Source organism: Limnothrix sp. HT2024, assembly GCF_059138625.1.
In genome coordinates this window covers 3,678,304-3,704,859 of sequence record NZ_CM181121.1, presented here as the reverse complement: position 1 = coordinate 3,704,859, position 26,556 = coordinate 3,678,304, and the positions used below count along the sequence as shown (strand labels likewise).

Sequence of the window (26,556 nt, the reverse complement as noted above, 5' to 3'; positions counted from 1 at the left end):
ATTAGGCAAACAGGGCACTCAGCCAGAATAGACCATCCACAAAGAGAGTGCCCAACAGGGCCGCGCTAAACACCATCCAGCCAGCATCTTGAGATCGCTTGGCCCACCAGCCTGCGCCAATTCCGGCAAATAGCAACGTACCTGCCAACAACGCAGCCAGGCCCAGCCCAAAGGGGGTGTGCATTTTGGCTAAGGCTCCATGCAGGATGGGCGCAACGGTGTGAAGATCAGCGCTTTCGGCGGCGATCGCCTCGCGCCAGGCGGGCATCAAGTCCACGCAATAGAAGTAGCTATCGGTAATAGCGGTTCCCAACAAAGAACCGAGATAGAACAGGCTGCCAATTCGTCCCCAGCTTGATCGCACGGCGATTAGCGCCAAAGGCAGGGCGATCGCCTCCATAGGCAGGTGAACCGTGGGTTCCCAACGCAACCAGCCCCAATAGAGCGAACCCGCCAGCCAACTCCAGCTAAACCCGACTAACAAATCGCCCCAAACCCGCCACTTGGGCAATTCCAGCCACCGGGCCCCCAACAGGCTCCAGACCAGGGTGAGGGCGGTGCAGAGGATCGGAAACGATCGCACCAAGGGGGCTTCCACAAACACGGGCCCCGACACCAGGAACAACCCCGCCACAAACATCCAACCCAAGGCCACGGGCGATCGGGCCGCTAGCGGCGGGGCAGGGGAAATTACGGTTGTCTCATCAGGGCGATCGCCAGCCGAGGCATCCGCCGCCAGATTCGCGGACATCAAACGACCGGGGCCAGCCGATCGACGAAACGGCGTGATGGCGCTGGCTGAGGAAGGATAGGCAACCAAAATGAGAAAACCTGCGACCTTGGTTAGGTTTATTAATTTTTATCTTTAGTTTTCTTAACATACCATAGCCCCCATAGTGGATCACCAATGGCGATTGGTTTTCGGGATGCGGCAAAATCAGCCACAATATCAGCCGCGATCGGGATGATGGCGGAGGAAGTCCGTTGGGTAGCATGGCAAGGAAGGCGGATTGCGAATCAAGGACAACGTATTCAGTCCTTAGAAATTCAGAAGAAATTCAGAACAGTGGTTGAAGGTGCTGAGCATTTTCAGGCATGGTTGGGGCCAATCAGGTTTAACGATGGTTAATTCACAGCAAGGGCGATCGAGCAGCAAAGGGCAGAGTCAAACCAAGCGGGTTTACCGCTGGTGGGCCGGGATGGGGCTGGGGGTTTGGCTGGTGGGCTTGGGGGCTGCGGCCCAAGCGGCTGACCCAACGGTTCCGGTGAGTGATGGGGTGAGCTGGCTGGAGGCGATCGGCCTGGGGCTGGTGCAAGGGCTGACGGAGTTTTTACCCATCAGTAGCACGGCCCACCTGAAGGTTGTACCCGTGGCGCTCGGTTGGGGCGATCCAGGCGTGGCCTACACGGCGGTGATCCAACTGGGGAGCATCGCGGCGGTACTGACTTATTTTTGGGCCGATTTAACGGCCCTGGCGATCGGGTCAGCCCAAGCCATTTCCCGCAAGGATTGGGGCGATCGGCAGTTTCGGATTGCCCTTGGCATTGGCCTGGGAACGTTGCCCATTGTGGTGGGCGGCTTAGCGATTAAGAAATTCATCCCCGATTTTGATCATTCCCCGCTGCGGAGCTTGGGGGCGATCGCGATCGCCTCGATTGTCATGGCCCTGCTGCTGGGTTTGGCGGAAGTGACCGGCAGCCGCCACCGCCACTACAACGCCCTGGGCCTGAACGATGGGTTGATTTTAGGGGCGGCCCAAGCCCTGGCCCTGATTCCCGGGGTCTCGCGATCGGGATCAACCCTGACGGCGGGCCTGTTGTCTGGCATCGATCGGGCAGCGGCGGCGCGTTTCTCCTTTCTGCTGGGCATCCCCGCCATTACCCTGGCGGGATTGGTGGAACTGGTGGGTGTTTTGAAAGAAGGGTTGCCGGCCGGCGCGGGGTTGTCGCTAACGGTGGGCGTTGTGGTGTCGGCGGTGTCGTCCTATGCGGCGATCGCTTGGTTGCTGAAGTTTTTGCAAACCCAAAACACTTGGATTTTTGTGATCTATCGGTTGATCTTTGGGGTGGCGATTTTGGGGTCGATCGGGTTGGGGTGGTTGCCCAATCAATAGTTGATTTCTAGGGTGACCTTGGCCTGTTTTAGGCGATCGAGCAAGGCCAGGGGCAATTGAAATTGATTTAAGCTGTCGCGGCGTTCAGCCTTGGTGCTGGGGGCGGGGCCATGGTAGTCACTGCCGCCCGTGGCCAACAATCCATAGCGATCACACAGTTCCAAAAGGCGCTTTTGCTCCGTCAGGCTGTGGTTGGGGTGATAAACCTCCAAGCCCAACAGCCCCGCCGCCACCAGTTCCGGCAAGGTGTCTTCCACATTGCCCCCACGAAACAGGTAAGGATGGGCCCAAACGGGCACGGCCCCGGCCGATCGGAGCAGGTTCATGCCTTCCACGATCGAAAATTTGTCGTATTGCACATGGGCCGGGCGATCGTCCCCCAAAAATCGGGTAAACGCCTCCTGGGCCGACGTGACATGGCCCGCCGCCACCAGCGCTTGGGCGATGTGCGGTCGGCCAGGAGCCATGTTTCCAGGCAATTCCGGCAGCTCGATCGGGTAGCCCAACTCCGCCAACTTTTCCGCCATCCGTTGGGCCCGCTGGCGACGGCCGGCCAAGCGCACCGCCAGCGGTTCATGAATTCGATCGCGATCGGGATAAAACCCCAAAATATGGAGCGATCGCCCATTGTGAACCACACTCAGTTCCAACCCCGGCACAATTTCGAGCCGATCGCCCGCCGCCTCGATCGCCTCATCCCAACCAGCGCAGGTGTCGTGATCCGTAATGGCCAAGGCCCGCACCCCCGCCTCGATCGCCGCCGCCACCAACTGTGTCGGAGTCAGCGTGCCATCGGAAAATGTCGTATGACAATGCAATTCCAGCAAAATTTCCTCCTGCCCCTTTTGCTCATTCCTATCTGGTCTAATCTGAATCTTTCTGATCCTGGCTACTCCTGGCCAAGTCCCTGGCGGTTGTCGCCAACCCTGAGACAAGTCTCGGGGTATCTGTTACAAATCTTCACCAAAACCGCCACCGATTGATCCCCCGGCCAAGGCCTTTTGCGGAGGATCTGGGATCAGCAACCGCCCTCTGAATCGATCGCCCCTAAGTAAACCCAAGCCAACGATTTCCCGATCGACGAAAACCGACTGGGCCATGGTTTGACCCCATTTTTGCTCAGGGGTCTCGGCCCATCCCAGCCCCGGGCGATCGCCCCAATCAGGAGTCAATTAGCCCGAAGGTTTTGCCGCGAAAAAACTTTGGTAGAGTGGAAACGATATTCCGATACTCTCGATATTATGAGCGTAGTTAGCCAAGTCATTCTGAAAGCCGACGACGAGCTTCGCTACCCTAGCAGTGGCGAGCTTAAGAGCATCTCGGAATTTTTAAAAACCGGCGAGCAGCGTATTCGGATTGCCCAAACGCTGGCCGACAGTGAGAAAAAGATTGTGCAAGAAGCCAGCCGCAAGCTGTGGCAACGTCGCCCGGACTTTATTGCTCCTGGCGGCAATGCCTATGGCCAACGGGAGCGGAACCAGTGCCTTCGGGACTATGGCTGGTATCTGCGACTGGTGACCTACGGCGTGTTGGCGGGCGACAAGGAACCGATCGAAACCATTGGTTTGGTGGGCGCACGCGAAATGTACAACTCCTTGGGTGTCCCGCTGCCGGGGATGGTGGAAGCCGTGCGTTGTCTCAAGGAAGCCACTTTGGGCCTTCTGAGCACCGAAGATGCTGCGGCTGCCGAGCCTTACTTCGACTACATCATTCAGGGCATGGCGGCCTAGGGCCGTTCCTTCAGAGACCAAAAACCCATGAAATTTGGTTTGCGTTCAAGGTCGTTTTCGGGCGATCGCGGTGGGCGCAGGCTGCAATCACAGGGGGTGGAGATGTGGGCTGCATCTCTACCCCTTTGCGTGTCTGAGGCTGGCTGAAACGGCTGCTCTCGGCCCACATCTGACCAAACAGAACGCTAGCAGCAATCCGGCTTGAGCAAGAATTAGAATCAAGAATTCAGACATTAGAAATCAGGTATTTGCCCCCTGTAGTGGCGTGACAGGCTGATTTTAGTGGGCTAAATCAAATGACTTTTACCGCCACCAAATCGTTAGGCAGCAAGGGGCTTAAGCCCCTTGTTACGACGATTAGCCCCGCGAATTAAAGCAGGCGCTCTAGTAGGTGCAATTAGGCGATGGTTTGTGGATTTTTGAACTTGTGCAAACCGGCGGGCTTCACGTCCCACGATTGCGTGGCTAAAGTGCGGCGGCTGACGCGGTGCAAACGGACGGGCCATGGGGGCACGTTGGATCCGGCCGCGATCGGGGTGTTGCCGATCGCCCTGGGGCCCGCCACGCGCCTGTTGCAATTTTTGCCGGGGGCGAAATCCTACGCAGCCACGGTGCGCCTTGGCATCACCACCACCACCGATGACCTGGAGGGGGAAGTGTTGACGGCACAATCACCCGAGGTCTTAACCAGCCTGACCCTGGAAGCCATTTCCAGCCAAATATCGCAATTTATTGGCCAAATTCGACAAATTCCGCCCCAATACAGCGCTATTCAGGTGGATGGTCAGCGGCTCTACGATTTGGCTCGGCAAGGCAAAACTGTGGAAGTGCCGGAGCGACAAGTGCAGGTCGATCGGATCTCGATCGAGGCTTGGCGACCAGGAACCGAGCCAGAGTTGGACTTAACGATCGACTGTGGCCCCGGAACCTATATCCGCTCGATCGCCCGAGATTTGGGCGCGGCCTTGGGCGTGGGGGGCACGTTGGCCCATTTGAAACGAACGGCCAGCGGCGGCTTCACCTTAGAAGACAGCCTGACGCTGGAGCAATTGGAAGGGGCGATCGGGCAAGGGTGGCAACCGATCGACCCGGCCTTGGGTTTGGCCCATTTGCCCACGGTGACTTTGGCGGAAGCGGCCGTGAAGCGCTGGTTTTTTGGCCAGGCGATCGCCCTCTCGGAATGGCCGCCAACACCGCCTGGCGGCGAATCCCTCAAGCAGGAGCAAACCGACCCGATCGCCCGTGTCTTGGATCAGTCGGGTCGGTTGTTGGGAGTTGGGGCCCTAACGACGGGAGAGGCGGGGCCGTTATTGGCTCCGCGTGTCGTCTTGCCACAGGAACACAGCTAGTTCCCTTCAAAACCAATCGGCTTCGGGATCGGGATCGGGATCTATGCCGGAATTAAGGCCGGAATGATGAACCGAGGGGAATTGTTTTTCCAGAGCAGCCCAGTCCATTTCGGAAGCCGGCCGATCGGCCGTGAGCTGGCCCTGAGTGAGCACCCAACAGCGGGTGGCGATCGGGGCCGCCCTCAGACCGGCCGCCGTGGTGGCGGTGCAAACAACTGCGGCGGTTTGGGAGCTGAACGCTTGATTTTGCAATAGGTTTTGCAGGCGATCGCTCTGTTCCGTGGTTAAGCCCTCAAACCCATCGCCCAACAGCAGCACCAACGGTTGCAACAAACTAGCCCGCGCGATCGCCACCCAATGTTGCTCGGCAGCGGTCAGTTGAAAGGCTTGGCGGGTTAACCAACTGGTGGGAATTTCAAAGCGATCGCAGGTTTCCTGAATGGCCGTTTCGATCGCCCGAGAGTCTTGCCCCAACAACGCCAGGGGATAGGCCAAGGTTGCCGCCACCGTCGGAGCCAGCAAGGTCGATCGAGGAGCCACCCAAGCCACCCGCCGCCGCAGGGCCACGGGATCCAGCGTTTGCACCCGCTGCCCCTGAACCAGCACATCGCCAACCGCTGGTTCCGACAGCCGCACCCACCAGCGCAAAATCTCTGGGGCCTGCGCTCCCACAATCAACAGTCGCTCTCCGGGTTCAATCGCCCCCGTAATGGGTCCCAAGGGCGATCGACCGCCTTGGGTTGCGCCTTGGCAAGCTAACAGGGGCGATCGAGGGGTGGCTGCATCCATAGCAATTGGGTTGGATCGTCGGTTTTGGATGGTCAGTTTTGGATCGTTGGTTTTGGATCGTCGGTTTTGGATGGTCTATGCCGTTGCAGCGGCATTCAGCCCAGGTCTAGCCCATAGATGAGGTCGCTGGTAGGAATATTTGCGGGAAATGTTCATGGGAAATGCCGACGAAAAATTTCCGCGAGAAATTCTGAGAAACCCAATGCGGGATTGGGCGGGTTTTCTGTCAAAATAAGTGCCAAGAAATATTACAGAACGTTATCAAAATTAGAGAGGGTCGGTGATGGCGTTTTTTCGGCAGTATGTGGCTCCCTTTCTGGTGGTGTTGATCTTCGCGGTGGCATTGATCGCCGTCAGTGCGCGGATCTTCTTGCCCAATGATTTGGCCGCACCCGCACCGATCGGGGCGATCGATTTCCCTTCCCCCATTGCTCAACAAACCACGTCCTCTGCACCGTTGCCGCCTTCCCTGTCTGCGTTGGTGCAAGGGTCTGCGCCCGATTTGGATCTCTCTGCCAGTTTGTAGCCTGCGGGTTGGAGTCTGCGGACTAATGCCGCCATGAATCAGCCATCCGACCCAGGGCCGGAGCCTGGGATGGGGCAACAATCCAATCAGTTACCCACAGGCTATCGATTACGGCGGGGTAGCCGGGCCGATCGCCCCCAATTGTTGGCGGGGTTAGCGGCCACCTACCGGGAGCTAATGCCCCTGAGTCCAGATCCAACGGCGATCGCCCTGTTGGTCGATCGACTCTGGACGGCCGATGGGCAACTGTGGTGGGTGGAAGCGGCCATGGCTCAAGCCAGCGACGGTCAATCTAACGGTCAATCTTGGGTTGCGGGTCTGTGGTTGGGCTGGGCGATCGACCCGGAAACCGGCCAGCGACGGGCCCAACTGCTCTGGCTCTATGTGCAACCGACGGAACGGCGGCGCGGCTTGGCTCGGGCCCTGCTGCATCAAGCGGAACAGCAGGCCAAACAGGCCGGCTGCGATCGCCTGGGTCTACAAGTGGGAGCCAGTAACCAAGCAGCGATCGCCCTTTATCAATCCTTGGGCTATCAGACCCGATCGCTGGAACTGGTGAAATCTTGGGATGGGGCGGCAGACAGGGACACCGACGCACCGGCCACGCCGTGATAGAGCGCACCCAGGCCCCACAGTTGCCAAAACCAACGCACGCGCACCAACAAAACCAGGGCTAGCCCCAAGCTCACCCCAATCGATCGCTGCCAAACGGATCCCAAATCGCCAAGAGTGGTTGGCCCACCGGCCAAGGTCATGTGCATTCCGATCGCCACCAGGGCCGGAATCGCCGCCAGGTGTAGGGTGCGCCAGTGGGAGCCTAACCAACGCATGGCTCGATCGAAACTGGTGAGGGCCAACAACGTTAGCAGCCCGATCGCCCCCACACCGGCCCAGATCCCCACCTGCTGGCGAGGGTGCAAAAAGCCCACCGCCGCCCAATCCCAATCCAGGGAGTGATCGAACATATGGCCCGTATGCGCCAGGGCCAACAGCCAAGCACCCACCCCAATCGCCCGGCGATAGCGCAGGGGGGCCGCCCACAACCGACTGATGGGCCGGGCGATCAGGGACAAACTCAGCAGCACCAAGGAACCATAGCCCGTCAGATCCTGCATGGCGCTGGTGCGGCCCAGGGTTAACAGCCCGATCGCGATCGTCACCCAACCGGCCATCCGAAAAAGTTGGCTGCGTCGATCTTGGCCAATGGAGCCAGCCCAAGCGCCCGTTAAAACCATGGTGGGCAAGGTTCCCAGCCCAAAAATCAGCATGGTCAAGCTGCCCCCGATCGCGCTGCCGGTTTCCGCCGCCTTAATTTGGGCCGCATACAAAAATCCACAGGGAATTAGCCCCCAAACCAGCCCCACGGCCAACGGCATCCACCAACGGGTTTGGCCAGCAATGGTGAGCATGGTTTTTTCGAGGTGATCGCGCTGGGGGCCCCGGGCCAAGGGATGCCAAAGAGGCAAGCGGGGCAACCATTGGGGTCGCACTTGGGCAAGGCCAAACCAAATCAACATCAACCCCGTCAGGACGCTCAGGCTTTGGCGCAGGGGGCTATCAATCCCCGTCAGTTGTCCGCCCGCCACCAACAGAGATCCCAAACTCCCGATCGCCCCACCCGCGATCGCGTAGCTGAGAATCCGCCCCAAGTTCAGCAACAGATGGAACCGGCCCAACTGCCACCAAGTTTTTGCGCCCGCTGGTGGCAAAGACCGAGACTCTCCCGACAGGGCAAAGGCCACCGCCAAGGGGCCACACATACCCGCACAGTGGCCAAAGCTACCCAAAAAACCCAGCGCCCAAATCAAGCCCCAGTCAAGCATCTCCCCAGATCCCGTTTTCCTGTGATTCCCCAATTCCCTCCGGTCGATCGCTCCTGGCAACCGAAAACCTGAGGAAGTTCTCCGCAATGGCGCTGTTTTGGTTGAGTCCTGAACTCGATCGCCATCATGCTGATTAGCCCAACCAGATTAAATCAACTGGATTAGCTCAACCCTGATTGGCACTCAACTCGATCGGTGCAAACGGTTGGTTAACCCAATCAAGGTTCCAGCAAGAAGACAAAATTCAGCACAGCGATTACGTTAAAAAAGCGGGGAATGATCCCGTCAGTATTTTTGAGCTTACCCGTAATTGGTTTCATGCCTGCCCAGTGGTATCACGGTCAACCCCTCGATCAGCGCACCATTACTCTGGATGTCACGGATCCGGGGTTGATGTTTGGGGCCACAACCTTCACAACCTTGCGCATTTACGATCGCAATCTCCATGGGCCCATGACCCAATGGCTGGCTCACCGCGATCGGCTCTCCAACACCCGTAGCCAATTGGGACTGCCCCAACCGGATTGGGAACAGGTAGAGCAGGGCGCAACCCTGCTGGCGGCTGAATATCCGGTGGTGCGGGTCACTCTTTTTCCCGATGGGCGGGAGTGGATTTTAGGGCGAGAATTGCCACCCCATTTGACCCAAAAGCAAACGCAAGGAATTGTGGCTTGGGTAGCCCAAGCAGCCCACTACCGCCGTTCGATCACGATTCACAAAACGGGTAATTATTTTCCCTGTTGGCTGGCGTTGCAGACGGCCCAGCAGCAGTTTCTGGGCCCCGAAGCGGCGGCCGAAGCGATTTTGATTGATGAAGATGAACGCTGGCTGGAAACCAGCACGGGCAATCTCTGGGGATTTCGCGATGGACGTTGGTGGACTCCGCCCCTGGGGGATTGCTTACCGGGCATTGCTCGATCGCACCTGATTCGCCAGCTTCAACGCCATGGGCAACCGGTCGGCGTTGACCAGCCTTGGACCGCCGATTGGGTGGAAGGATGCGAGGCGATCGCCTATTCCAACAGCGTAGTGGAGGTGATTCCCTTCCATGCGGTGCTGGATGGCCACCGGGTACATCGCTTGGCGATCGAACCCGTGGCCGAACTCCAGTCCCTCTACCACTAGCTAGGCACTGGTCGTAATCAGCACTTCACCCCGCAGCATTCGTCGCGCCGCATCCAGGAGGGCTTCCTCCAAGTAGGGCTTGGTAAAGTAACCCTTTGCACCCAGGTCAACGGCCATTTTCCGGTGCTTGTCGGCTCCCCGAGAGGTGAGCATCGCCACGGGCAACTCACAGAGGGTTTCTTCCGTTTGCAATCGCTGTAAGAGCTGCAAACCGTCCATGCGCGGCATTTCGATATCGCAGAACACCAGATCGCAGGGCAAACCGGATCGCAGTTTTTCCCAGGCTTCTTGACCGTCGCGGGCCTGCTCCACCTGATAACCCGCTTTTTGGAAGGTCATCTTCAGCAGCTCGCGCACCGTGATCGAGTCGTCCACAATCAACACCATCGGATCCTTCTGTTCCGTCGGTGGCTCCACGATGTGGATGTTGTCCGATTCCCAACGGCCACTGACCGTATCGCGCCGGATGCGACCCTTCGCCAGGTCAATTAGCTCCAGCACGTCGGCGATCGGCATGACGCGCCCATCACCCAACACGGTCATCCCAGCAATGCCCAAGGGCTTGGGCACGGGGCCTTCCGGTTGCTTAATTACGATTTCTTGCTCGCCCAGTACCCGATCGACCTCGATCGCGATGAACTCACCGGCACTGCGCAACACCACAATCGCCAGGGAATCATCCTCCTGGTTGCCGCCGTAGATGTTGCCGCGACTCAGGTGGCGGTTGTATTTCAGCAACTCCGTGAGGGGATGCAGCGTCAAAATTCGATCGCGCCAGGCAATGCAGCGGCGGCCTTCCTTATCGGTCTGCACATCCTCCGGGTGAATATCGGGCGGCGTGTCTTCCACCCCATCCATCGGAAACGCGATCGTGGCGTGATCGCTCAAACACCGCAGCGCCTTACAAATACTCAGGTTCAGGGGCAAGCGAATGGTGAAGGTCGTTCCCCGTCCCAATTCTGAATCAATGCTGATGCTGCCGCGCAATTCCTGAATCTTGCGCATCACCACATCCATACCCACGCCACGACCGCCAAACTCATCGGCCTGGTCTTTGGTGCTGAAGCCGGGCAGGAACAGCATTTCATAGATTTCCTGACGCACCATATTGCGAGCCTGGTTGGGGTCAATCAAGCCCTTCTCGATCGCCTTTTGTTTCACCCGCTCCGTATTAATCCCCGCCCCATCATCGGACAGGGAAATCACCGTTTGGTTACCTTGATAAAAGGCCCGAATGGTCAGCTTGCCAGTGGGGGGTTTACCTGCCGCCACCCGTGCTTCAGGCGTTTCAATGCCATGCACCAGGGCGTTATTAATCATGTGGGTAATTGGACTCGATAGCTCCTGGGAGAGGAACTCATCGATCGCCGTTTCTTTGCCCTCAATGATCAGATCCACATCCTTGCCACAGCGCTCAGACACCGATCGCACTGCCCGGGGCAACCGTTCCACCGTGCGCGCAAAGGTCACCATGCGCGACTTATTCAAGTTCTCTTGAATCTGGGTGGTGATTTGCCGCAGGTTCCGCACCAATTGATCGGTTTGTTCCACCACGAAGTCAATGTCTGAGGCAGACTCCCGCACCCGCACAATCAACTCAATGATTTCCTGAGATTGGGTGTGGAAAGGGGTGAAGCGATCCAGCTCCAGTTCTCCCAGGCCCATCCGGCCGCCATGGGTGTCAGACTCACCGCTGTGATGGGTGTCGGAATGCCCGCCGCCACTGCCGCCGCGCCGCCCGGACAACAGGGACATTTCCAGGAGCGATCGCTCGTAAAAGTCCTGCATCCGTTGCCCCACATCGCCCAACTGCTGCACCCGTTGGGTCAAGTTTTCCAAGGACTGGCGCAGGCGCTCTTGGCCCTGTTCCATGCTGTTGCGGTTCACCACCATTTCCCCAACCAGGTTGTTGAGGTTGTCCAAGTTCCGCACCGGCACTTTGATGATTTGCTCGGCCCGTAAATTGCGGCTGGCGGCCGCTTCCATTTCGCGCTGACCGTTCGCCACGGGAGTTGGTGCCGATCGAGCGGGCGACACCGCAGGGCTGGGGCTAGTTGCTGGGGCAGCCTTGGCCGGGGCTTCCAGTATCTCCACCAAAGCGTCAAAGTCTAGATCCAGGCCGCCGGTACTGCCCGCGGGCGCGGGGGTTGTGGCTGGGGCCGCAGCATCGCCAAATAGATCCTCAAAGCGATCGGGGCTGTTGGTGGCGGCCGTCGTTGACCGATTCAGAGTCTTCAGCAGATTATCCAGCTCATCTGCATCGCTGGCCGCTCGGCTCGCCGGGGCCGGCGCAGCGGAACCCTCTAGGGCATTGAGCAGGTCATCGAGGGTGCTGTCACCGGCCGGCACAGATCCCAGCTCCTGATTCAGCAGTTGATCCAGATCGCCCAAATCACCCAAACCGCTGAGACCGTCCATCATCGGCTCACTGGTGGGGGGCGCACCCAAGAGCGCATCCAAATCTTCTAAATCCGAACCGGCCAGCGGATCAACCGCATCAACGGGTAATCCTAAGTCACCCAAATTACCAAAATCACCCAAAGTCCCCAAGTCTCCTAAGCCACTCAAGTCGTTTAGATCACCCAGGCTCCCGAAGTCAAAGTCATCCGCGCGATCGGCACTGGCCATCTCCTGCGGCTCACCAAGATCCAAGGGACTGCTCCAGTCGGCCGTTCCCATCAAGAAGTCAGGGGCTTCGCCATCAGCGATGGTTTCCAGGCTTGTCGCTTCCCCAAAGTCCAAATCGTCCAAGGCCGCCCAATCGTCATCCAGCGCAGGAGCAGGGGCCGACGCGCCAGCGGGGGCCAGCAGGGCATCTAAATCCGAGAGAATGGGTGGCTCGGTGAAGTTTTCCGGAGTCCAGAGGGCGGCGGCATCGTCGTTGGCCCCTGCCAGATCTGCTTCGGCCTCGGCCAGGTCTAGATCTTCTTCCAGGCCGCTCAGATCCGTTGCGCGCCGATCGGAGAATAGATCTTCCAAGCCTTCGGAGCTGAGGGTGGATCGATCGATCCGAATGGCTTTGGCTCCATTCACGTCGTAGCTGAGGTCAGCCGCCTCATACACCGGCTCGGCCGGCTCCGCAGAGAGCGGCTCGTCCAGCAGGGTATCAATGTCTTGGATAAAGTTCTCGGCGGTTGAGGTTTCCGCATCCGGCAACATCACATCCGGCGACTCCACCAACAGATCCGCAAAGGGATCCACCTCCTCCAAGGGATTGGCATTCAAGATGCCATCCAAATCGAAGGGATCGAGGGCGGGCAAGTCGTCCAGGGAAGGATCCACCAGGGCCGGCATGGCGGTGGTCGGTGCGAGATCCTCATCGGTCAGATCAACGGCGCTGAAGTCGCTCAGATTATTGAAATCATCGGTCAGATCAACGGCGCTGAAGTCGCTCAGATTATTGAAATCGTTGAAGTCCAAATCAGGGGCGGAGTCCGACCAATGATCGTCCAGGTCGATCGCGGCCAAGTCGGGCAACTCCCCTGGCGACATATCCCCGAGATCCAACCCATCCCCCCAACGATCTGTGGTTGCTTCTGGGGCCGCTGCGGCTGCCACATCGAGATCGGCCAGGCCTGCATTGCCAAGGTCTAGGTCTGGATGGGCCAGGTCTACGTTGGCCAAATCTGCTGCCCAAGCGTCCAGATCAGCCATGTCATCGATCGCCCCGATCTCCGGTAACGGATCGAGGGTCAGTTCTGGAGGCGCAATCTCACCCGTCAGACCATCGATCAGATCTAACCCCAGGTCTGAGCCGAAATTGCCACCGAGATCATCCAGATTCCCCAGCGCCGAATCAATCACCGTCGTCAAATCCGGGTCATCATCTCCCAATTTTTGGAGTTCATGGGGAATCGGTTCGATCGCCGTGGGATTGCTGATCAGCTCCGTGGAGAAGGTCAGGTCACTGCTGGGCACCACCCGCAGGTCAGTGGGTTCCTCTTCCGCATCCAAGCCCAGATCAAACAGGTCATCCGAGGCGATCGGGTTGACTTCCGTGGCCGTTTCCACCGCATCCAGCAGCGCATCCAGATCATCATCACCAATGAGATCGATCGCCCCCTCGCCTTGACCCGCATTCACCATCAGTCCATTGCCGGTCGATGGCTCGTCCCCAAAGGACAACAGGTCATCGATGGACTCTAACCCCATCTCCGCCATCGAATCGGTGGTGTCAATTTCATCCAGCAGATCGTAGCCCAGTGCATCCAGGGAACTGGTCAAGGCATCAGCATCCGCTGACGATTCCTCATGGGTAAACATCAAGTCCGACAGGTCATAGTCTGCGGCCGGGTTCAGGGGCAAACCAACCGCCGACTCCGCACTTTGTCCCGGTAGATCAGCTTCCAAATCCTGGGAGCTTTGGCGAAACAAGTCCGCCAACACGTCCAATTCGGCCACGCCCACTTCCGGCCCCGTGCCCGGTTCTGCCCTGGGCCGTTCCACCCGACTGGTTTGGGTGGGTGATGGGGTGGGGCTTAAATCCAGCTCATCCATCCGGGTTACGACGGTGTTGCTGGTTTCCGTAAACCAATCTTGCTCAAAATCATCGCCCTGGCTGTGGGTGATGTCGGTAATTTCGGGCGCTAATTCGTCGTTGAGTAAGTCGTCGAAGTCAAACAGATCTGCATCTAGGCTGCTGGGGCTGGGGGCAACCGGCTGGGGAACCAAAGCCCGTAACTCACTGCCCAAGCAGATTTCCTGACTGCGATCGTCCAGAACCAAATCTTGAGCCTGCTTCAGGTCGCGAATGATCGTGGGCGCTAGGGTTTTGTAGGAGTTGGTGGGGCAACCGATCGCCTGGCTGGCCGCATCCAGTAGCTCCACCCAGCCAGTAATGCGGCTGCTTTTGCCTAAGTCAGACAAGCGCTGACACATCCATTGGAGCTGCGCGCGCTGCTGAGGACTGTCCCCTTGGCGAAACAGATCCAACATTTCCCGCAACAGTTGGGGCACCTGTTGCTGAAAAACCTGATGGGTGCGATCGGCCGCCCAGGCATCCTCACTTTGGGATGAGAGGGTACGATGCAGCACGCTGGGCATGTCCACTTCATGGACAGCAAGGCCCAAACGCTCTGCCAAGGCGTTAAACGCCGGCTCCGAATCCTGAAGCACGCGGTTGCCCACTTCGGTGGTCAGGCCAAAGGGGCCCTGGAGATGATCGAGCAGTTCCACCAGGGTGTCAAAGGCCCGCAGGAACAGGCTTTCTAACTCCCGATCGATATGGATCGGATGCTCTTTCAGGACTTTAAAAAAGTCTTCAATGCGGTGGGCGGCCTGTTGGATGCTCTCGAACTCCAACATGCCCGCGCCCCCCTTGATCGAGTGGGCCGCCCGAAAGACCTCATCCATTAGCTCCGGGTCTTCGATCGTCCCCTGCAAGTTCATGAGGCCTTGCTCGATGGTTGTGAGGTAGTCCTTGGCTTCCTCAATGAAATAACCGACGATGCGTTGCTGTTGATCTTGCATGGAACATAGCCTCCGAAGCGTTTGCCCGCATGATCAAGGGCACTGCCAGCCAACTCGATGCGGATTTGGGGCGAATCAAAAGATGGATCGACAAAGGGTTGCTTGCGATTCAACCTCGCCCGTGGGGCGAGCCGCTGAATCTGTCAAGCCGTAACAATGACTTCAGAATTCAGCATGGAATCTCCAGCTTGGAATCTACTGTACTCGATCCATTTCAGATCAGCTTCTGCTGGGTTAACCCTGCTGGCTACTGATTGCTGCTGTCAACCCGGAAACGCTCCACGGAGGAGAGCAGATCGCCCGCCACTCGCACCAGAATTTGCAGGGACTCGGACACCCGCTGCGATTCCTGGGAGGTGTCTTGGGCGGTCTTTTCAACCGATCGAACCACTTGGGCCACGGAGCGGGAGGTGTCCGTTTGCTCCACGGTGTCCGCCGTAATCGATCGCACCAGCACATCAATCCGGTTCGACACTTGAATGATGTCATCGAGTGCGCGCTTGGCCTGTTCCGCCAGCTTCGTTCCTTCCAACACCTGTTGTGTGCCGTCTTCCATCGCTCGCATCACCAAGTTGGTTTCACTTTGGATTTGCATCACGATCTTTTCAATTTCCTTGGAGGCTTTGGCGGCGCGATCGGCCAACTGTCGCACTTCATCCGCCACGATGGCAAAGCCCTTGCCCGCTTCGCCAGCCCTGGCCGCTTCGATACTGGCGTTGAGGGCGAGCAGGTTGGTACGGGAGGCGATCGTGGCAATCAAGGCCACAATCTTGGAAATTTCCTGGGTAGATTCCGCCAGTCGTTTCACCTTGCGAGCGGTTTCGGCCACCGTTTCTCGAATTTGCAAAATCCCGGCCACGGTGCGTTCCACCGCTTCGCCCCCCTTCAAAGCGGTTGCGGAGGCGGAACGGGCCACTTCCTCGGCTTCGCGAGCACTTTCGGCCACCCGCTGAATCGAGTCGGTCATCACCTGCACAGAGTTGAGGGTCACGGCCAACTCTTCCGCCTGCCGCAGCGCATCGGAAGAAAGTGATCGGGCAAAGGACTCGTTTTCCGAGGAGCGCTTGTTCACCTGCAAAGCGGCCGTTTTCACCTGCTGCACAATTTCTCGCAGGTTTTGAATGGTCAGGTTGAACGAGTCGGCCACGGCACCCAACACGTCGGCGGTCACTTCCGCCTGTACGGTTAGGTCGCCTCGGGCAGCCCCTTCCACGTCGTCCAGCAGCCGAATCACTTGCCGCTGGAGATCTTCGCGAGCCTGCTCCTGCTCTTGGGCTTTGCGCTGGGCCTCGCCCATGGTGCTCAAAATCACCCGGGTCATTTGGTTAAAGGAGTTGGCCAGTTCCCCAAATTCATCGTCCCCAAAAACCCGAGCCGTGGCATGGAGACTGCCTTGGCAAACGGAATCCAACTGGGCTTGCAAATCGCCCGTGGCTCGCTCCACATGCTGGGCCGTGCGACGGCCCAGGAACAGGGCCACCCCGCCTCCGGTGGCTCCCGCCAACAGGGAGGAAACCAGGCCGATGGTGCGAATGTCGCCCATCAGTTGCGGACTGATGCCCCGATCGCGCACATGGGTCATGGTTAAGTGCGTGGTGCCCGCCACGGCCAGGAATGACACAATCCCAGCCATCACCGCCGTAACGGTTTGTTTGGTTGTCAGGCGGGCATTGTCGAAGGAAGCCAGCCAACCATCTTCGGATGGGGTGACCGGTTCGGCGGCGCGGCTTTCGGGCTGGTCAAAACTCAGCAGTTCTTCGTTGTTGGAACTGGTGGCGATGTTGAAGACTTCGTTATCCCCCCCGACAAAGTTGGAGAGGGGTTCTCCCATCACGCCCAAGGAGGGTTCCCCAAGGGAAAATTCGTCGCCACCGTCCGATCGCGGCACGAATTCTGAGGAGGTGTTGGTCAAGCTGAAGTCCGGTAGGCTGCCGAGGTCGTCGAATTCATCGAAGTCATCCATGAAGTCGCTGGCGGCGGCGGCTCCGTCGTCCGCGATCGCGGACAGGGCCCCGGAGGCCGGATCATCCACCGATCGAGCAGGGCTGGTGAAAGCCATGCCCGGGGCCCCGTTGATCATGTCGAGGGGGAACGCATCATCATCGGACTCCGGCTCCATGACCGGCGGTTCATTGAAGATGCCAAAATCGCCTGCCTCGTTGTCTTCCGGCTCGATCGCCCCCAAGGCTGGCTCTGACGGTGCATCCCAGGAGCCGCCCCCAAAGGCTGTGGCACTCAAGTCTCCAGGGTTGAACTCATTGAACTCATCCGGGTTGAACTCTGCCCCGTTGAAGTTCCCACTACCAAATTCAGCCAAGTCTTGGGCTGTGGCTCCCTGAAGGGTACTGGGCCCCGCCATCATAAACAGGGTCTCTTCCACCTCATCATCGATCGAGAAGGATCCCTCGATCGGGGCAGCAAAAGGCAACTCAATTCTGGCCGCTGGTTCCTTAACCGCTGCTGGTTCCTGCGTTCCGGCCGGCGGGGGCATGAAGAGTGTGCGATCGTCGTCGGCACTGTCCCCCACAAACACGCCAAAGGGTTCATCAAAAGCATTCGCGCCCGCCAGCGGCCCAGCAACGGCCGGAGCGGCTGGCTCTGAGAAATCGCCAAAGCCGTCCCCAAATGCCTCGGAGCCAAAGGGATTTTCGGCCCCTGCGGCAACCTCAGCGCCACCAAAATCAGTGCCACCAAAATCAAAGTCAGCCCCAGCGGCCATGGGTTGACTCGCTAGCCCATCCGCATCAAACACGCCAAATCCAAAATCTTCAGGGGCGGATGATTCAGAGGCTGCCGGTGCTGCCCAGTCTTCTGCAAAGGCCGCCGCAGCCGGAGCGGCCGGGGTTTCGAGGTCAAAGCCCTCAAAGTCACCGAAGCCATCGACCGCCAAGTCATTGGTCTCCGTCGAATCGGCAAAATTAGGCGGCTCAAAGCTGGCTTCAAAGGGCGCTGCGGGAGATGCTGCCCCAAAATCACCAAAATCCTCAATGGGATCAGCATCCAAGTCCCCAAAAACCGGAGCTTCAGAGGGGGATGCGGCAAAGTCTTCTGAGCCAGCCTCTCCAAAGCCCGCCGACTCATCAAAGCCGGCCGACTCGCCGAAGTCGAGGTCAGCCAACGCGGATCCAAATTGATCTGCTCCAAACTGATCGCCATCAGCCGTGTCGCCGGGCAAATCGCTCGCGAAGTCATCGGCCCCAAAGGCTGATGCGGCCAGGGGATCCGCCCCACTGGTTGCCCCAAAGTCAGCCTGAGCTAAGTCAAAGGACTGATCACCAAAATCCATGCTGGCCCCAAAAGCATCATCGCTGGTGGGCGATGCCGATGCGGCAAAGGGATCCGCCTCGAAGCGATCGGGCAGCCCCAAATCTGGTGTTGGCGAGGGTGTGGATCCTTCGCTCCCCCCAAAGGGATCGATCAGGAAGGGATCCGCTGCCGGATCTGAGGGGGTGGCTGGTTCCGGAGAACCCAACGCAGCAAAGGGATCATCGCTCCCTCCTAGGTCAGCGCCTAGGGCGATCGCCCCGGGGTCTGCGCTCAAGTCCATTCCTGAGTCCGTGCCAAAGTCAAAGTTATCAAAACTGTTGAGGTCATTGGAATCGCTGCCCGTGGATCCATCCCCGAGATCCAGCGCGCCCAAGTTGCCTAAATCGGCGCTCCCAAAATCCGCATCTTCAAAGTTGACACTCCCGAAGTCTGCACTACCAAACTCCGCGCTGCCAAAATCACCGCTCTCTAGATCAGCATTGGCAAAGTCCGCGTCACTTTCCAGATCACCCAGGGCTTCGGCCATGGTGCTGTTGCCGGCCAGCAGACCCGTTTCCGTGCCCTGGGGGTCACTCATCAATTCATCAAAATTGAAGTCCCCATCATCAATCAACGGTTGATCGGCTAGATGGGTGTTGCCGCTATTGGTGGTGGTTTCCTGATCGCCGAAGTCGAATTGGTCAAAGTTAGGAGTTTCGTCATAACCATGACCGGCGCTCAGGGCCTGGTTGGTGGCGGCTAACCCTGAATGGGCGTATTCCACAAAGGTGGGGTCGCTGGTCAGGCTGAGCACGGACTGGTATTCCACCTGGGCCGTGTCGTATTGGTTTAGGCCATAGCAGTAGATGTGGCCTCGGAGTAAGCGAACGCTGGGATCATCGGGATAGGCCTGGGCAAGCCGATCGATCGCGGCGGCAGCTTCGGGGTAATTACCGCTGGTGTAGGCATCATTGGCCCGCTGGTAATCCTGGTTGTAATCCGTGCTGGATGCCATTGACCTTCTCCGGGACGATCGAACTCTGGCGCGTTTAGAAAATTGCGGCTTGGGGCGCGTGGGGCCGCTTGTAACAATTGGGCAAACAATTGGGCAAGTCAGGTACGAGCATAGCCGCCCATCGTACTTCGATGCTACTCCTATCCTGCGGATTGACCCAGGCGGTTAGACCGCAAAATGGCCACATGATCCAGTAGTTGCAGAATTCGATTGTTACTCAATCGCCACTCTCCGCGCAAAAATTCCCCGATCGGATCATTCACGCTACTCAAGGCTTCCACATTGTCCGGCTTGAGCCAATACATACCCGCCACTCGGGCCACCGCCAAGCCAAGCATCATATCCCCTTCCTCGATCGCAATCACCGGCACCTCCGCCCGATCGGTATTCAGCGGGATGGTTTCCCCCAAAAACTGCCCCAGATCCACCACCCAAATCACCTGCCCCCGAATATTCAAGGTTCCTAACAGCAGGGGAGACACGTTCGGCACAGGCGTGATTCGATCGGGAGAAGGTTCACTCACCTCGCGAATAATGACCGCTGGCAATGCCAATTCCCGGCCCGAAGGTAGGTAAAACCGCAGGTGCATCTCACCTTCAGGATTTTCTAGCTCCTGAAGTTCCGGCGACTGATCATCCACACCTCCGCCGGCCAAAAAATCTGGACTTCCGACCACAGCGCTTTCCTCTGGCTCCGTAACAGACTGAAGGGCAACTGCTACCCCACAATTACGTTACGCCATGCATTCACGATCGCACCCGATCTTTCAGGCAGTCATCACCCCGCTGGGGGCAAAGAGCCAGATTTTGATCTAGCCCAACTGCGCAATTGCCGTCAAATCACCGTTCAATTGTCGCTAATTTCGCGAAACCACGCCTATCCTGCCAGATCGGCGCAAATTTCCTCAATTAGAAGCCAATTTTCTCAATTCCAGATCATCAAATTCAGATCACCAAATTCAGATCACTGAACCCAGATCACCAAATCCCAACCTTTGCTAAACCTTTGCTAATCAGCCGCGTAATAATTGCTTCACTGTTCCCACCAACTCTTGAGGCTGAAAGGGCTTAGCAATGTAGGCATCTGCGCCTTGTCTCAGGCCCCAGTAGCGATCGAACTCTTCCCCTTTCGAGGAACACATCACCACTGGCACGTCCTGCGTTGTGGGATCCGATTTCAAGCGACGACAAACTTCGTAGCCATTCATGCGGGGCATCACAATATCCAAAACGACCAGATCTGGACGCTGCTTTTGCAAACTTTCCAGCGCCTCAACACCATCGGATGCCATGTTGACGGTCAGCCCACTGCCCTGCAAGAGCTCGCCGATCATCTCTCGCTGGGCGACGCTGTCTTCGACAACTAACACTACACTCATGGCTATCTTTCTCGTTTCACTCTGCCTGCCAAGGGGGTCAATCGGGGCGCATGGGGTTCATGACGCAGCGGTGGCTCGTCACCCAAACTCTTGCATTACCGGTCATCGGAACGGGCAATGATTTATCCCAGACGCGATCGGCGCTGCTCTTACTTGAACCATCCTGATCCTGCCAGCTTTAGGGTTCCCAAATCCCTGGCAGCCAACGGACATGGCTACCGGTGAATTGAGGCACGCGAGAATTTAACGACTAGGAGATAGGGAGTGGGTGCGAACCAGCAATCAGGTTATTACCGGCGATCAATGGCTTGGGGGCAATTGCTCTGTTTTCGGCAGGATTGCCGTTGACAAGATCGGCTGATAGAGCTGTGGTGCTGGCGTATGGGCGGGCATAAACCTCACCCATGTCAAGCAATCACGGCTGGTGTTGACTAAGAACACTCAGACCCTGGCAAAATGCCGCTATGCAAGTGCGATGGCTGGCAATGATTATAGCGTCGTGATGGGCGGGCCACGTCTTTTTGCGGGTGGTTGTCACCCACGGAAATCGCAGACCTGCGCCTGAATGCTAGCAGGAACTGACAGCTCGCGCACCCGATTCTCGACCCGAGTTGGGGCTAACCCGGTTGCGCAAGCGTAAACGATGGTTGGGTTGTTTTTCAACTTTTCCGGCAATCTTTGGGCAATCTTTAGGCAACGCTCTGGCCATTTGACATCCCGTTGGAGCTGGGCGATCGCCCGTTTAGGTTTCCCCGAGAAAGGCCCTAGCCCGGCGCTAATTTAAGTCGAATTGGGCGCTTTTGTTAGGGTACGGGGAGAGATTCCGCCGTAGGCAGTGCTAGATCGCTTATTTCTTCCTCAGGGACTGGCTCCAGACGACCAGAGCCGATATATCGCTCAATTAAGGCTTTTAATTCCTGGCGTTTGAAGGGCTTGGTCAGGTAGTCAGTTGCGCCAGCCAAGCGGGCTTGGGTGCGATCGAGAAACCCTTCCCGTCCCGTGATCATGATGATGGGCACATGCCGAAACAAGCGAGTCTGTCGCAACATGGCGCATAGCTCATAGCCATCCAGATGGGGCATGGCAATATCGCAGAGGATCAAATCTGGTCGCAGCTCAAACACCTGGCTAATCGCTTCTAGGGCACTGAGAAAGCCCACCACGTCATAGCCCAGCAACTGCAACCCTTGCTCGATCGCGCGGCAAACGGCTGGGCTGTCTTCAATGCAAACAATTCTCGGTGCTCGCGGGTTGGGATCCTGAACGGTCATGACCTGATGCCAGCGCGATCGGGCGGCCGAATGCTCCAAGGGCGGCTCAATCAGTTGCACCAACCCCTCCTGGATGTAGGGATAAAGCGCCTGGGCCACGGCCAGGAGCGGCCGCTGGCGATAGCGAGCAATTTGGCGCAGGGTGATTGACCCGGTGGCCCACTCGCTAAAGGTTTGGAGGGTTTGGGCCGGCAACACTTCTCGCAATCGCTGAACATCCGTCAACACGGGGCATAGATCTGGCGATTGGACGTAGGGATAGAGTTGTTTCCAGTCCTGCAATTCCTGGGCCACTTGGGAAATCAGCGGGCTAACGGCCAAGCTGGTTAAGTGGGGCGCGATCGCCTCACCCATATTAAAAATGAACCGCCCCTCATGCACCGTCAGCAAATCAAACAGGGCCTCATGCACCATTGCCTGGAGGATGTTGCGGCCCTGCACCGGTTCCAGTTGGTGGGTTTCCAGCAATGCCCAAAGATATCCATATTCCGGCTCGCTGATGGAAGCCATTTTGGAAACCGACAGCTCATCAATGGCCGTTTCCAAGGCGTAGCGATGGAGATAATCCCGAAGGCGGGTTGTGCCCCCTTCCCCGGAGGTGCAGTAAACGATCGCCCCTTGGCGAAAGAAGACAAACCAACTGCGGCGATCGCTCGGGTGAGTGCCTTCAACTTCCAAATACAATTCGCCCGTGCGCTGGCCTAACTCAATCAGGTGCAGGAGGCTGCGGATATCAATCTCGCTGAGCTGTCCTTGCATAGGGCTGTCCTGGCACGGGGATAGGGGGGAGTGGGGTTGCCCAGTCCTGGCTCCATGCTATCGCGATCGATCAATCCCGAATGGCTCGATCGCAACTTTTTCAAGCTCGATTTTTAAATACATTTTGTCTAATACATTTTGTATAGTAGGGCGGTTGCCCAAGCAACCCGGCGCATCTACTCCAGCAGCGATTCAATCCAGCAGCGATTCAACCCCGAGCTAGTTTTGAATCTCAACAACGCCAGCCAACCCACCCTAAGCAACCGCAGGGAGCTGGCAGAACTTCACCCCCAGCGGGCTGCTGGCCGGAAAATAGAAGATTGTCCCTCTCAGGTGGCTTCTGGCTGCGTTTGATAAAATCAGCATGGTTTAACCTCTCTGCTCATCTTGCAGCGATCTCTCAGCCCTAGCGCTGTGAAACCGAGTCTGAAGGCCAAGAGCGGGAAAAATCAGCAATCAATGGGCAGTCTGACCGAAAAACAGGCCCCTTTTGCAGCACCGGAGAGTAAAACGCCCGGCTCGCGATCGCGAATCGGTGATTTGAAATCCAACGGGTCAAGCTGACGTGCCGATCACCCCAGTTTCTTGGCCGGTCACGGTCAATGGCTGGTTACGGTCAACGCAGCGTCAACCCGTGGTCTAATCGAGCAAATAGGGTTGCTCGGCTGGGGCCAAAATCCCCTTGCCCCTGGGCAGGGAAAAGTGTCAATCTCACAGTGGCAACCAAGTCACGTCTTCATAAGTTGCGTCCTTAAAAAAGCTGCATCTTGAAAGACGGTGGCCAACGCCATCATCCGTAGCGCGAAGATCTCACTGAACGAACGAGGGGAAGGGCAGCGTGCTGTATCTTGCAGAAGTCGTCCAAAAACGCGGCTTGATGGGATCAAAGTCAGAATTGAAGCTGCTGGCCTGTCAAAAGGGAGAGCAGTGGAGCGCAATTACCAATGAGGATCCCATCGCTTCAGACGATGCCAGCAATTACAAAGACGGGGCATTAGTGCTGGTGGATGCGATCGGGTCAGGGGCCGATCGTAAAGTCAAGAATATTCAAGAAGGGGCCCGGCAGATTGTCAGCCTGCTGCAAAGCTATTCCCGTCAACAGGAAAAGAACAAGAGCCAGGAAGAAGAAATTCAGCAATGGATGGAGTCCCTGACTTACCAAAGCCAGGAGCTGAACCGGCGGGAACAGGAACTCGATGAGCGGCGCGAAAAACTGGAGCAACTGGAACAGGAGTTGCGGCAGCTCGATCGCCAGCGCCAAGAGGTGCAACAGGCCCGAGAATCGGCCGATCGGCTCAATCAGGAAGTGCAACACAAGCGCCAGGAAATTGAGCAGGCTCAACATGCCCTGCGGGCCCAGCAGGAGCAACTCAACCAAGAGCGCCTGACGATGCAGCAGCAGTTAGCGCAGTCGGCGGGTCTCGATGCCCAACAGGCGGCTCAATTGCAACATTTGCTGCAACAGGCGGCTTCTTCGGTGGTGGCCATGGACTATTTGCAGTCGGCGGTGGAAACTTGCCTGCAAATTACGGCGGCCCAGGAGAGCCTGCTCAGCCACGCCCCAACGGCGGAACCAACCCTTTCCCCGGAGGTGCGGGATTGGATTACGTCGGAAACCCAGACCCTGGCGGCGGCTTGGCAGGATTGGTATGCCCAGCGGGATGATCTGGATCGGGCCCGGGCCGAGTGGCGGGCCCAACAAACGGCGCTCGAACTTCATCAACAGCAGCTTTCGGCCGTTGAAGGGCAACTGGCCACCCAACGCAGTTTGCAGACCCTGTTGGAGCAAGCGGCCAATGGGGATGGCCACAGCGATGCAGCCCAACGGGTCGATCGGGCAGCCTTGGAGGCCATGCCGATCGGGGAGTTGCAAGAGCTGACGGCCCAGTTGCAGCGGGACTTGGAAAAGCTATCGCGGCTGGTGAGTGACGAGGAAGAGGAGCTGAGTGCCAAGCGCCAGGCGATCGAGGAACTGCAAGGCCAAATCAACAGCGCCAATGAGTACGATCGCATTCAGCTAGAAGCCAACCTGGCCGATGAGCGCGACGGTTGCCAGATGCTGGAAGAAACCCTGGTGGGCCAACGGCGCAACCTGCAAGAGCGGGAAGAGGTGCTCCATGCCCACAAAACGGTGCTGAACAAGCGCCAAGGGTTGGCAACGCCCCGCACGGATGGCAGCGTAGATCTGTCGCCGCTGCTCGATCGGGTAACGCAAGACATTCAAGCCCTGGAAGGATTGCAGTCCCAATTGCGCGATCGGGTTTCCACGTTGGAATCCACGGTGCAAGAGGCGGAAATGACGGTGAACCAGCGCCAAGGAGATGTGCAAGCTCAACTGCAAGTTCTGCAAGATCGGGAACGCGAATTGCAAAGCAAGCAAATTGAGGCCATCACCCAGGGCAGCCAAGGGGGCGATACCCTGACTCAGCCCATGTCTGAGCAGGTTTCTGGACTGCGGCAACACCTGGAAGCCCTATTGACCAACCTCACCCAGGCGACGGACACCACCCAAGCCCAACAGGCGACGATCGGGCAGATGCAGCAAATTGTTGCTTCCCTCAGCAAGTAGCCTTCAGCCAACGGCGCTTTAGGCAAACGGCATGGTTGCTCCGTCCTGGGCCGCTTGGGCGATCGCCTGCCATTCCTGAAGACCTTGGCGGGCGGTGACGGTTGCCTGCTGGGCAGCCACCTGATCAATCCAGGCCGCGAGCCGATCGACTCCCTGTTGGGGATCGATTTGCCGCAGCGCCGCCAGCACTTGCAAGGCTAGGGTCGGGGACTGGTTCGGCCGATCGCACAGCCGAGGCAGCAAGCGATCGAACGCGGCCGCCACTCGCAAATTACCCAGGGCTTCAATTAAGGCCCCCTGAACTGCCCAGTCGGTGAAGGGAGCCAGGGGCCGATCGAGCCAATCGAGCAGCAGATTAGCCACCCGGCGTTGATAGGTTTGATCGGAACTGTGATGCTGGGCGATCGCCACAATCCCCCCCAACAACAGATCTGTTTCACCTTGGGGCAACCGCTTTCCCAAGGCCGCCAAGGCCGAGGGCAACCCCATCTGAGCCAACAGCCGCACCACCAACTCCGGTGGCAACTGTCGCCGCTCCCAGGCCGCCACCAAGGCCGCCCGCGCCGGTTCATGGCCCCAGTGGCTGAGGGCCAAGGCGGCCGCCTCCGCCACCGAGTCCACCGGATCGCTCAACAGTTGGGTGAGGGTTTGGGCGATGGTGTCTTGGGCCACCTGATTGTGGCCCCAACGCTTGGCCCCCAAAGCCGTCACCGCCACCAATCGCACGTCGGCTTCCGAGTCTTGAGTGCCTTTCAGCAGGTGGGGTAACAAGGCGGGATGGGGCAAGCTGCCCAGGGCTTCCAGGGCCGCCCGGCGCAGGGATGGTTGAGGGGCCGATATCCCAATCAGAAGACCTTTGATCGCCTCGGGGTGGTCAATTTGGGCGATCGCCTTGATCACCAAGGGCCCCCAATTCGGATCCATGAGGTAAGGGTTCAGACAATCCAGGGCCACCGTTCGCAATGGGGGCGATCGCTCTGCCAATTTGCCCAAGGCCTCGATCGCCGCTGCCTGCACGGAGGGATCCGACGAGATCGACAGCAGATTCACCAGCGATTGCACCGCTGCTGGGTCGTCAAACTCTCCCAAGGCCCTGGCCACAAACCAGCATTGCTCTAAGTCCAGCGCTTCATCGGTCAGCAACGCCACCAGGGCCGGAATCGCAGGCTTGCCAATGGCTTTGAGCTGCCCGATCGCCTGCCAACGTTCATAAAAATCCCCATCCGCCAAAGTCGCCAGCGCCTGATTTAACGCTGGATCGATCACTGGCTCCAGCACCTGATCGAGCGGTTGACCGGGCAGTTGCCCCAACTCCTGCGCTTGATGGTGATTCAATGGCATAGCCAACCGTTTCTGAATTGAAGTATCTAGATTGAAATATTTGGATTGAGT

18 protein-coding genes are annotated in these 26,556 nt (G+C 58.1%); 8 read left to right on the top strand and 10 right to left on the bottom strand.

The genetic code is table 11. The annotated features are described in order from the left end of the window. Position 1 precedes the first annotated feature (1 nt). Positions 2-820: a DUF3120 domain-containing protein gene (locus AC2IAX_RS15115; RefSeq protein WP_494388211.1), complete on the bottom strand. Its 819-nt coding sequence runs from the start codon at positions 818-820 to the stop codon at positions 2-4. Positions 821-907: 87 nt separating this feature from the next. On the opposite strand from AC2IAX_RS15115, the gene AC2IAX_RS15110 reads away from it, so the two are divergent. Next, entirely contained in the window at positions 908-1,129 is a 222-nt protein-coding gene (locus tag AC2IAX_RS15110) for a hypothetical protein (RefSeq protein WP_494388210.1), read from the top strand. Between the two features lie 70 nt (positions 1,130-1,199). After that, positions 1,200-2,114, top strand: a complete 915-nt coding sequence (locus AC2IAX_RS15105) for an undecaprenyl-diphosphate phosphatase (RefSeq protein WP_494390406.1) — start codon at positions 1,200-1,202, stop codon at positions 2,112-2,114. Here the strand turns inward: AC2IAX_RS15105 and AC2IAX_RS15100 are convergent. Further along, positions 2,108-2,941, bottom strand: coding sequence for a PHP domain-containing protein (locus tag AC2IAX_RS15100; protein WP_494388209.1), 834 nt, complete (start codon positions 2,939-2,941; stop codon positions 2,108-2,110). The two genes, AC2IAX_RS15105 and AC2IAX_RS15100, sit on opposite strands and share 7 nt — an antisense overlap. 414 nt (positions 2,942-3,355) lie before the next feature. On the opposite strand from AC2IAX_RS15100, the gene AC2IAX_RS15095 reads away from it, so the two are divergent. Both AC2IAX_RS15095 and truB read left to right on the top strand, forming a co-directional pair. Continuing rightward, entirely contained in the window at positions 3,356-3,844 is a 489-nt protein-coding gene (locus tag AC2IAX_RS15095) for an allophycocyanin (RefSeq protein ID WP_494388208.1), read from the top strand. A 419-nt stretch (positions 3,845-4,263) separates the two neighbouring features. Then, positions 4,264-5,193, top strand: a complete 930-nt coding sequence (gene truB / locus AC2IAX_RS15090; protein WP_494388207.1) for a tRNA pseudouridine(55) synthase TruB — start codon at positions 4,264-4,266, stop codon at positions 5,191-5,193. A 6-nt stretch (positions 5,194-5,199) separates the two neighbouring features. Here the strand turns inward: truB and AC2IAX_RS15085 are convergent, their stop codons facing one another. Further along, positions 5,200-5,982, bottom strand: coding sequence for an ATP-binding cassette domain-containing protein (locus tag AC2IAX_RS15085; protein ID WP_494388206.1), 783 nt, complete (start codon positions 5,980-5,982; stop codon positions 5,200-5,202). A gap of 283 nt (positions 5,983-6,265) precedes the next feature. Between AC2IAX_RS15085 and AC2IAX_RS15080 the strand changes: the two genes are divergently transcribed. Together AC2IAX_RS15080 and AC2IAX_RS15075 are read left to right on the top strand one after the other, a co-directional pair. Further along, complete coding sequence (locus tag AC2IAX_RS15080; RefSeq protein ID WP_494388205.1) at positions 6,266-6,508, top strand: DUF8624 family small hydrophobic protein; 243 nt, start codon at positions 6,266-6,268, stop codon at positions 6,506-6,508. A gap of 33 nt (positions 6,509-6,541) precedes the next feature. Continuing rightward, complete coding sequence (locus AC2IAX_RS15075) at positions 6,542-7,120, top strand: GNAT family N-acetyltransferase (RefSeq protein WP_494388204.1); 579 nt, start codon at positions 6,542-6,544, stop codon at positions 7,118-7,120. Here AC2IAX_RS15075 and AC2IAX_RS15070 read toward each other — a convergent pair. After that, entirely contained in the window at positions 7,042-8,331 is a 1,290-nt protein-coding gene (locus AC2IAX_RS15070; RefSeq protein ID WP_494388203.1) for an urease accessory protein UreH domain-containing protein, read from the bottom strand. The two genes, AC2IAX_RS15075 and AC2IAX_RS15070, sit on opposite strands and share 79 nt — an antisense overlap. A gap of 318 nt (positions 8,332-8,649) precedes the next feature. Between AC2IAX_RS15070 and AC2IAX_RS15065 the strand changes: the two genes are divergently transcribed. Beyond that, entirely contained in the window at positions 8,650-9,456 is an 807-nt protein-coding gene (locus tag AC2IAX_RS15065) for an aminotransferase class IV (protein ID WP_494388202.1), read from the top strand. On the opposite strand, the gene AC2IAX_RS15060 is transcribed toward AC2IAX_RS15065, so the two are convergent. From AC2IAX_RS15060 to AC2IAX_RS15040, 5 genes are all read right to left on the bottom strand, one after another. Beyond that, positions 9,457-14,925, bottom strand: a complete 5,469-nt coding sequence (locus AC2IAX_RS15060) for a hybrid sensor histidine kinase/response regulator (RefSeq protein ID WP_494388201.1) — start codon at positions 14,923-14,925, stop codon at positions 9,457-9,459. Between the two features lie 247 nt (positions 14,926-15,172). Beyond that, on the bottom strand, positions 15,173-19,186 hold the full coding sequence (locus AC2IAX_RS15055) for a methyl-accepting chemotaxis protein (RefSeq protein WP_494388200.1): 4,014 nt from the start codon (positions 19,184-19,186) through the stop codon (positions 15,173-15,175). A gap of 140 nt (positions 19,187-19,326) precedes the next feature. Continuing rightward, on the bottom strand, positions 19,327-19,863 hold the full coding sequence (locus tag AC2IAX_RS15050) for a chemotaxis protein CheW (protein ID WP_099531795.1): 537 nt from the start codon (positions 19,861-19,863) through the stop codon (positions 19,327-19,329). A gap of 336 nt (positions 19,864-20,199) precedes the next feature. Further along, a complete protein-coding gene (locus AC2IAX_RS15045) occupies positions 20,200-20,565 on the bottom strand; it encodes a response regulator transcription factor (RefSeq protein ID WP_099531794.1) in 366 nt (121 codons plus the stop codon). Positions 20,566-21,368: 803 nt separating this feature from the next. Continuing rightward, positions 21,369-22,595, bottom strand: coding sequence for a response regulator (locus tag AC2IAX_RS15040; RefSeq protein ID WP_494388199.1), 1,227 nt, complete (start codon positions 22,593-22,595; stop codon positions 21,369-21,371). 838 nt (positions 22,596-23,433) lie between these two features. Here AC2IAX_RS15040 and hmpF point away from each other — a divergent pair. Continuing rightward, positions 23,434-25,164, top strand: a complete 1,731-nt coding sequence (gene hmpF, locus AC2IAX_RS15035) for a pilus motility taxis protein HmpF (protein ID WP_494388198.1) — start codon at positions 23,434-23,436, stop codon at positions 25,162-25,164. Between the two features lie 18 nt (positions 25,165-25,182). Here the strand turns inward: hmpF and AC2IAX_RS15030 are convergent, their stop codons facing one another. Continuing rightward, positions 25,183-26,505 carry a HEAT repeat domain-containing protein gene (locus AC2IAX_RS15030; protein ID WP_494388197.1) on the bottom strand — a complete coding sequence of 441 codons (1,323 nt, stop codon included), beginning with the start codon at positions 26,503-26,505 and terminating at the stop codon, positions 25,183-25,185. Positions 26,506-26,556: the final 51 nt, after the last annotated feature.

Coding starts and splice junctions, on each gene's coding strand:
- AC2IAX_RS15075 (WP_494388204.1), top strand. CDS start 6,542: ATGAATCAGCCATCCGACCCAGGGCCGGAGCCTGGGATGGGGCAACAA.
- AC2IAX_RS15065 (WP_494388202.1), top strand. CDS start 8,650: ATGCCTGCCCAGTGGTATCACGGTCAACCCCTCGATCAGCGCACCATT.
- AC2IAX_RS15055 (WP_494388200.1), bottom strand. CDS start 19,186: ATGGCATCCAGCACGGATTACAACCAGGATTACCAGCGGGCCAATGAT.
- AC2IAX_RS15045 (WP_099531794.1), bottom strand. CDS start 20,565: ATGAGTGTAGTGTTAGTTGTCGAAGACAGCGTCGCCCAGCGAGAGATG.
- AC2IAX_RS15030 (WP_494388197.1), bottom strand. CDS start 26,505: ATGCCATTGAATCACCATCAAGCGCAGGAGTTGGGGCAACTGCCCGGT.
- AC2IAX_RS15060 (WP_494388201.1), bottom strand. CDS start 14,925: ATGCAAGATCAACAGCAACGCATCGTCGGTTATTTCATTGAGGAAGCC.
- AC2IAX_RS15040 (WP_494388199.1), bottom strand. CDS start 22,595: ATGCAAGGACAGCTCAGCGAGATTGATATCCGCAGCCTCCTGCACCTG.
- AC2IAX_RS15070 (WP_494388203.1), bottom strand. CDS start 8,331: ATGCTTGACTGGGGCTTGATTTGGGCGCTGGGTTTTTTGGGTAGCTTT.
- AC2IAX_RS15105 (WP_494390406.1), top strand. CDS start 1,200: ATGGGGCTGGGGGTTTGGCTGGTGGGCTTGGGGGCTGCGGCCCAAGCG.
- AC2IAX_RS15110 (WP_494388210.1), top strand. CDS start 908: ATGGCGATTGGTTTTCGGGATGCGGCAAAATCAGCCACAATATCAGCC.
- AC2IAX_RS15095 (WP_494388208.1), top strand. CDS start 3,356: ATGAGCGTAGTTAGCCAAGTCATTCTGAAAGCCGACGACGAGCTTCGC.
- AC2IAX_RS15085 (WP_494388206.1), bottom strand. CDS start 5,982: ATGGATGCAGCCACCCCTCGATCGCCCCTGTTAGCTTGCCAAGGCGCA.
- AC2IAX_RS15080 (WP_494388205.1), top strand. CDS start 6,266: ATGGCGTTTTTTCGGCAGTATGTGGCTCCCTTTCTGGTGGTGTTGATC.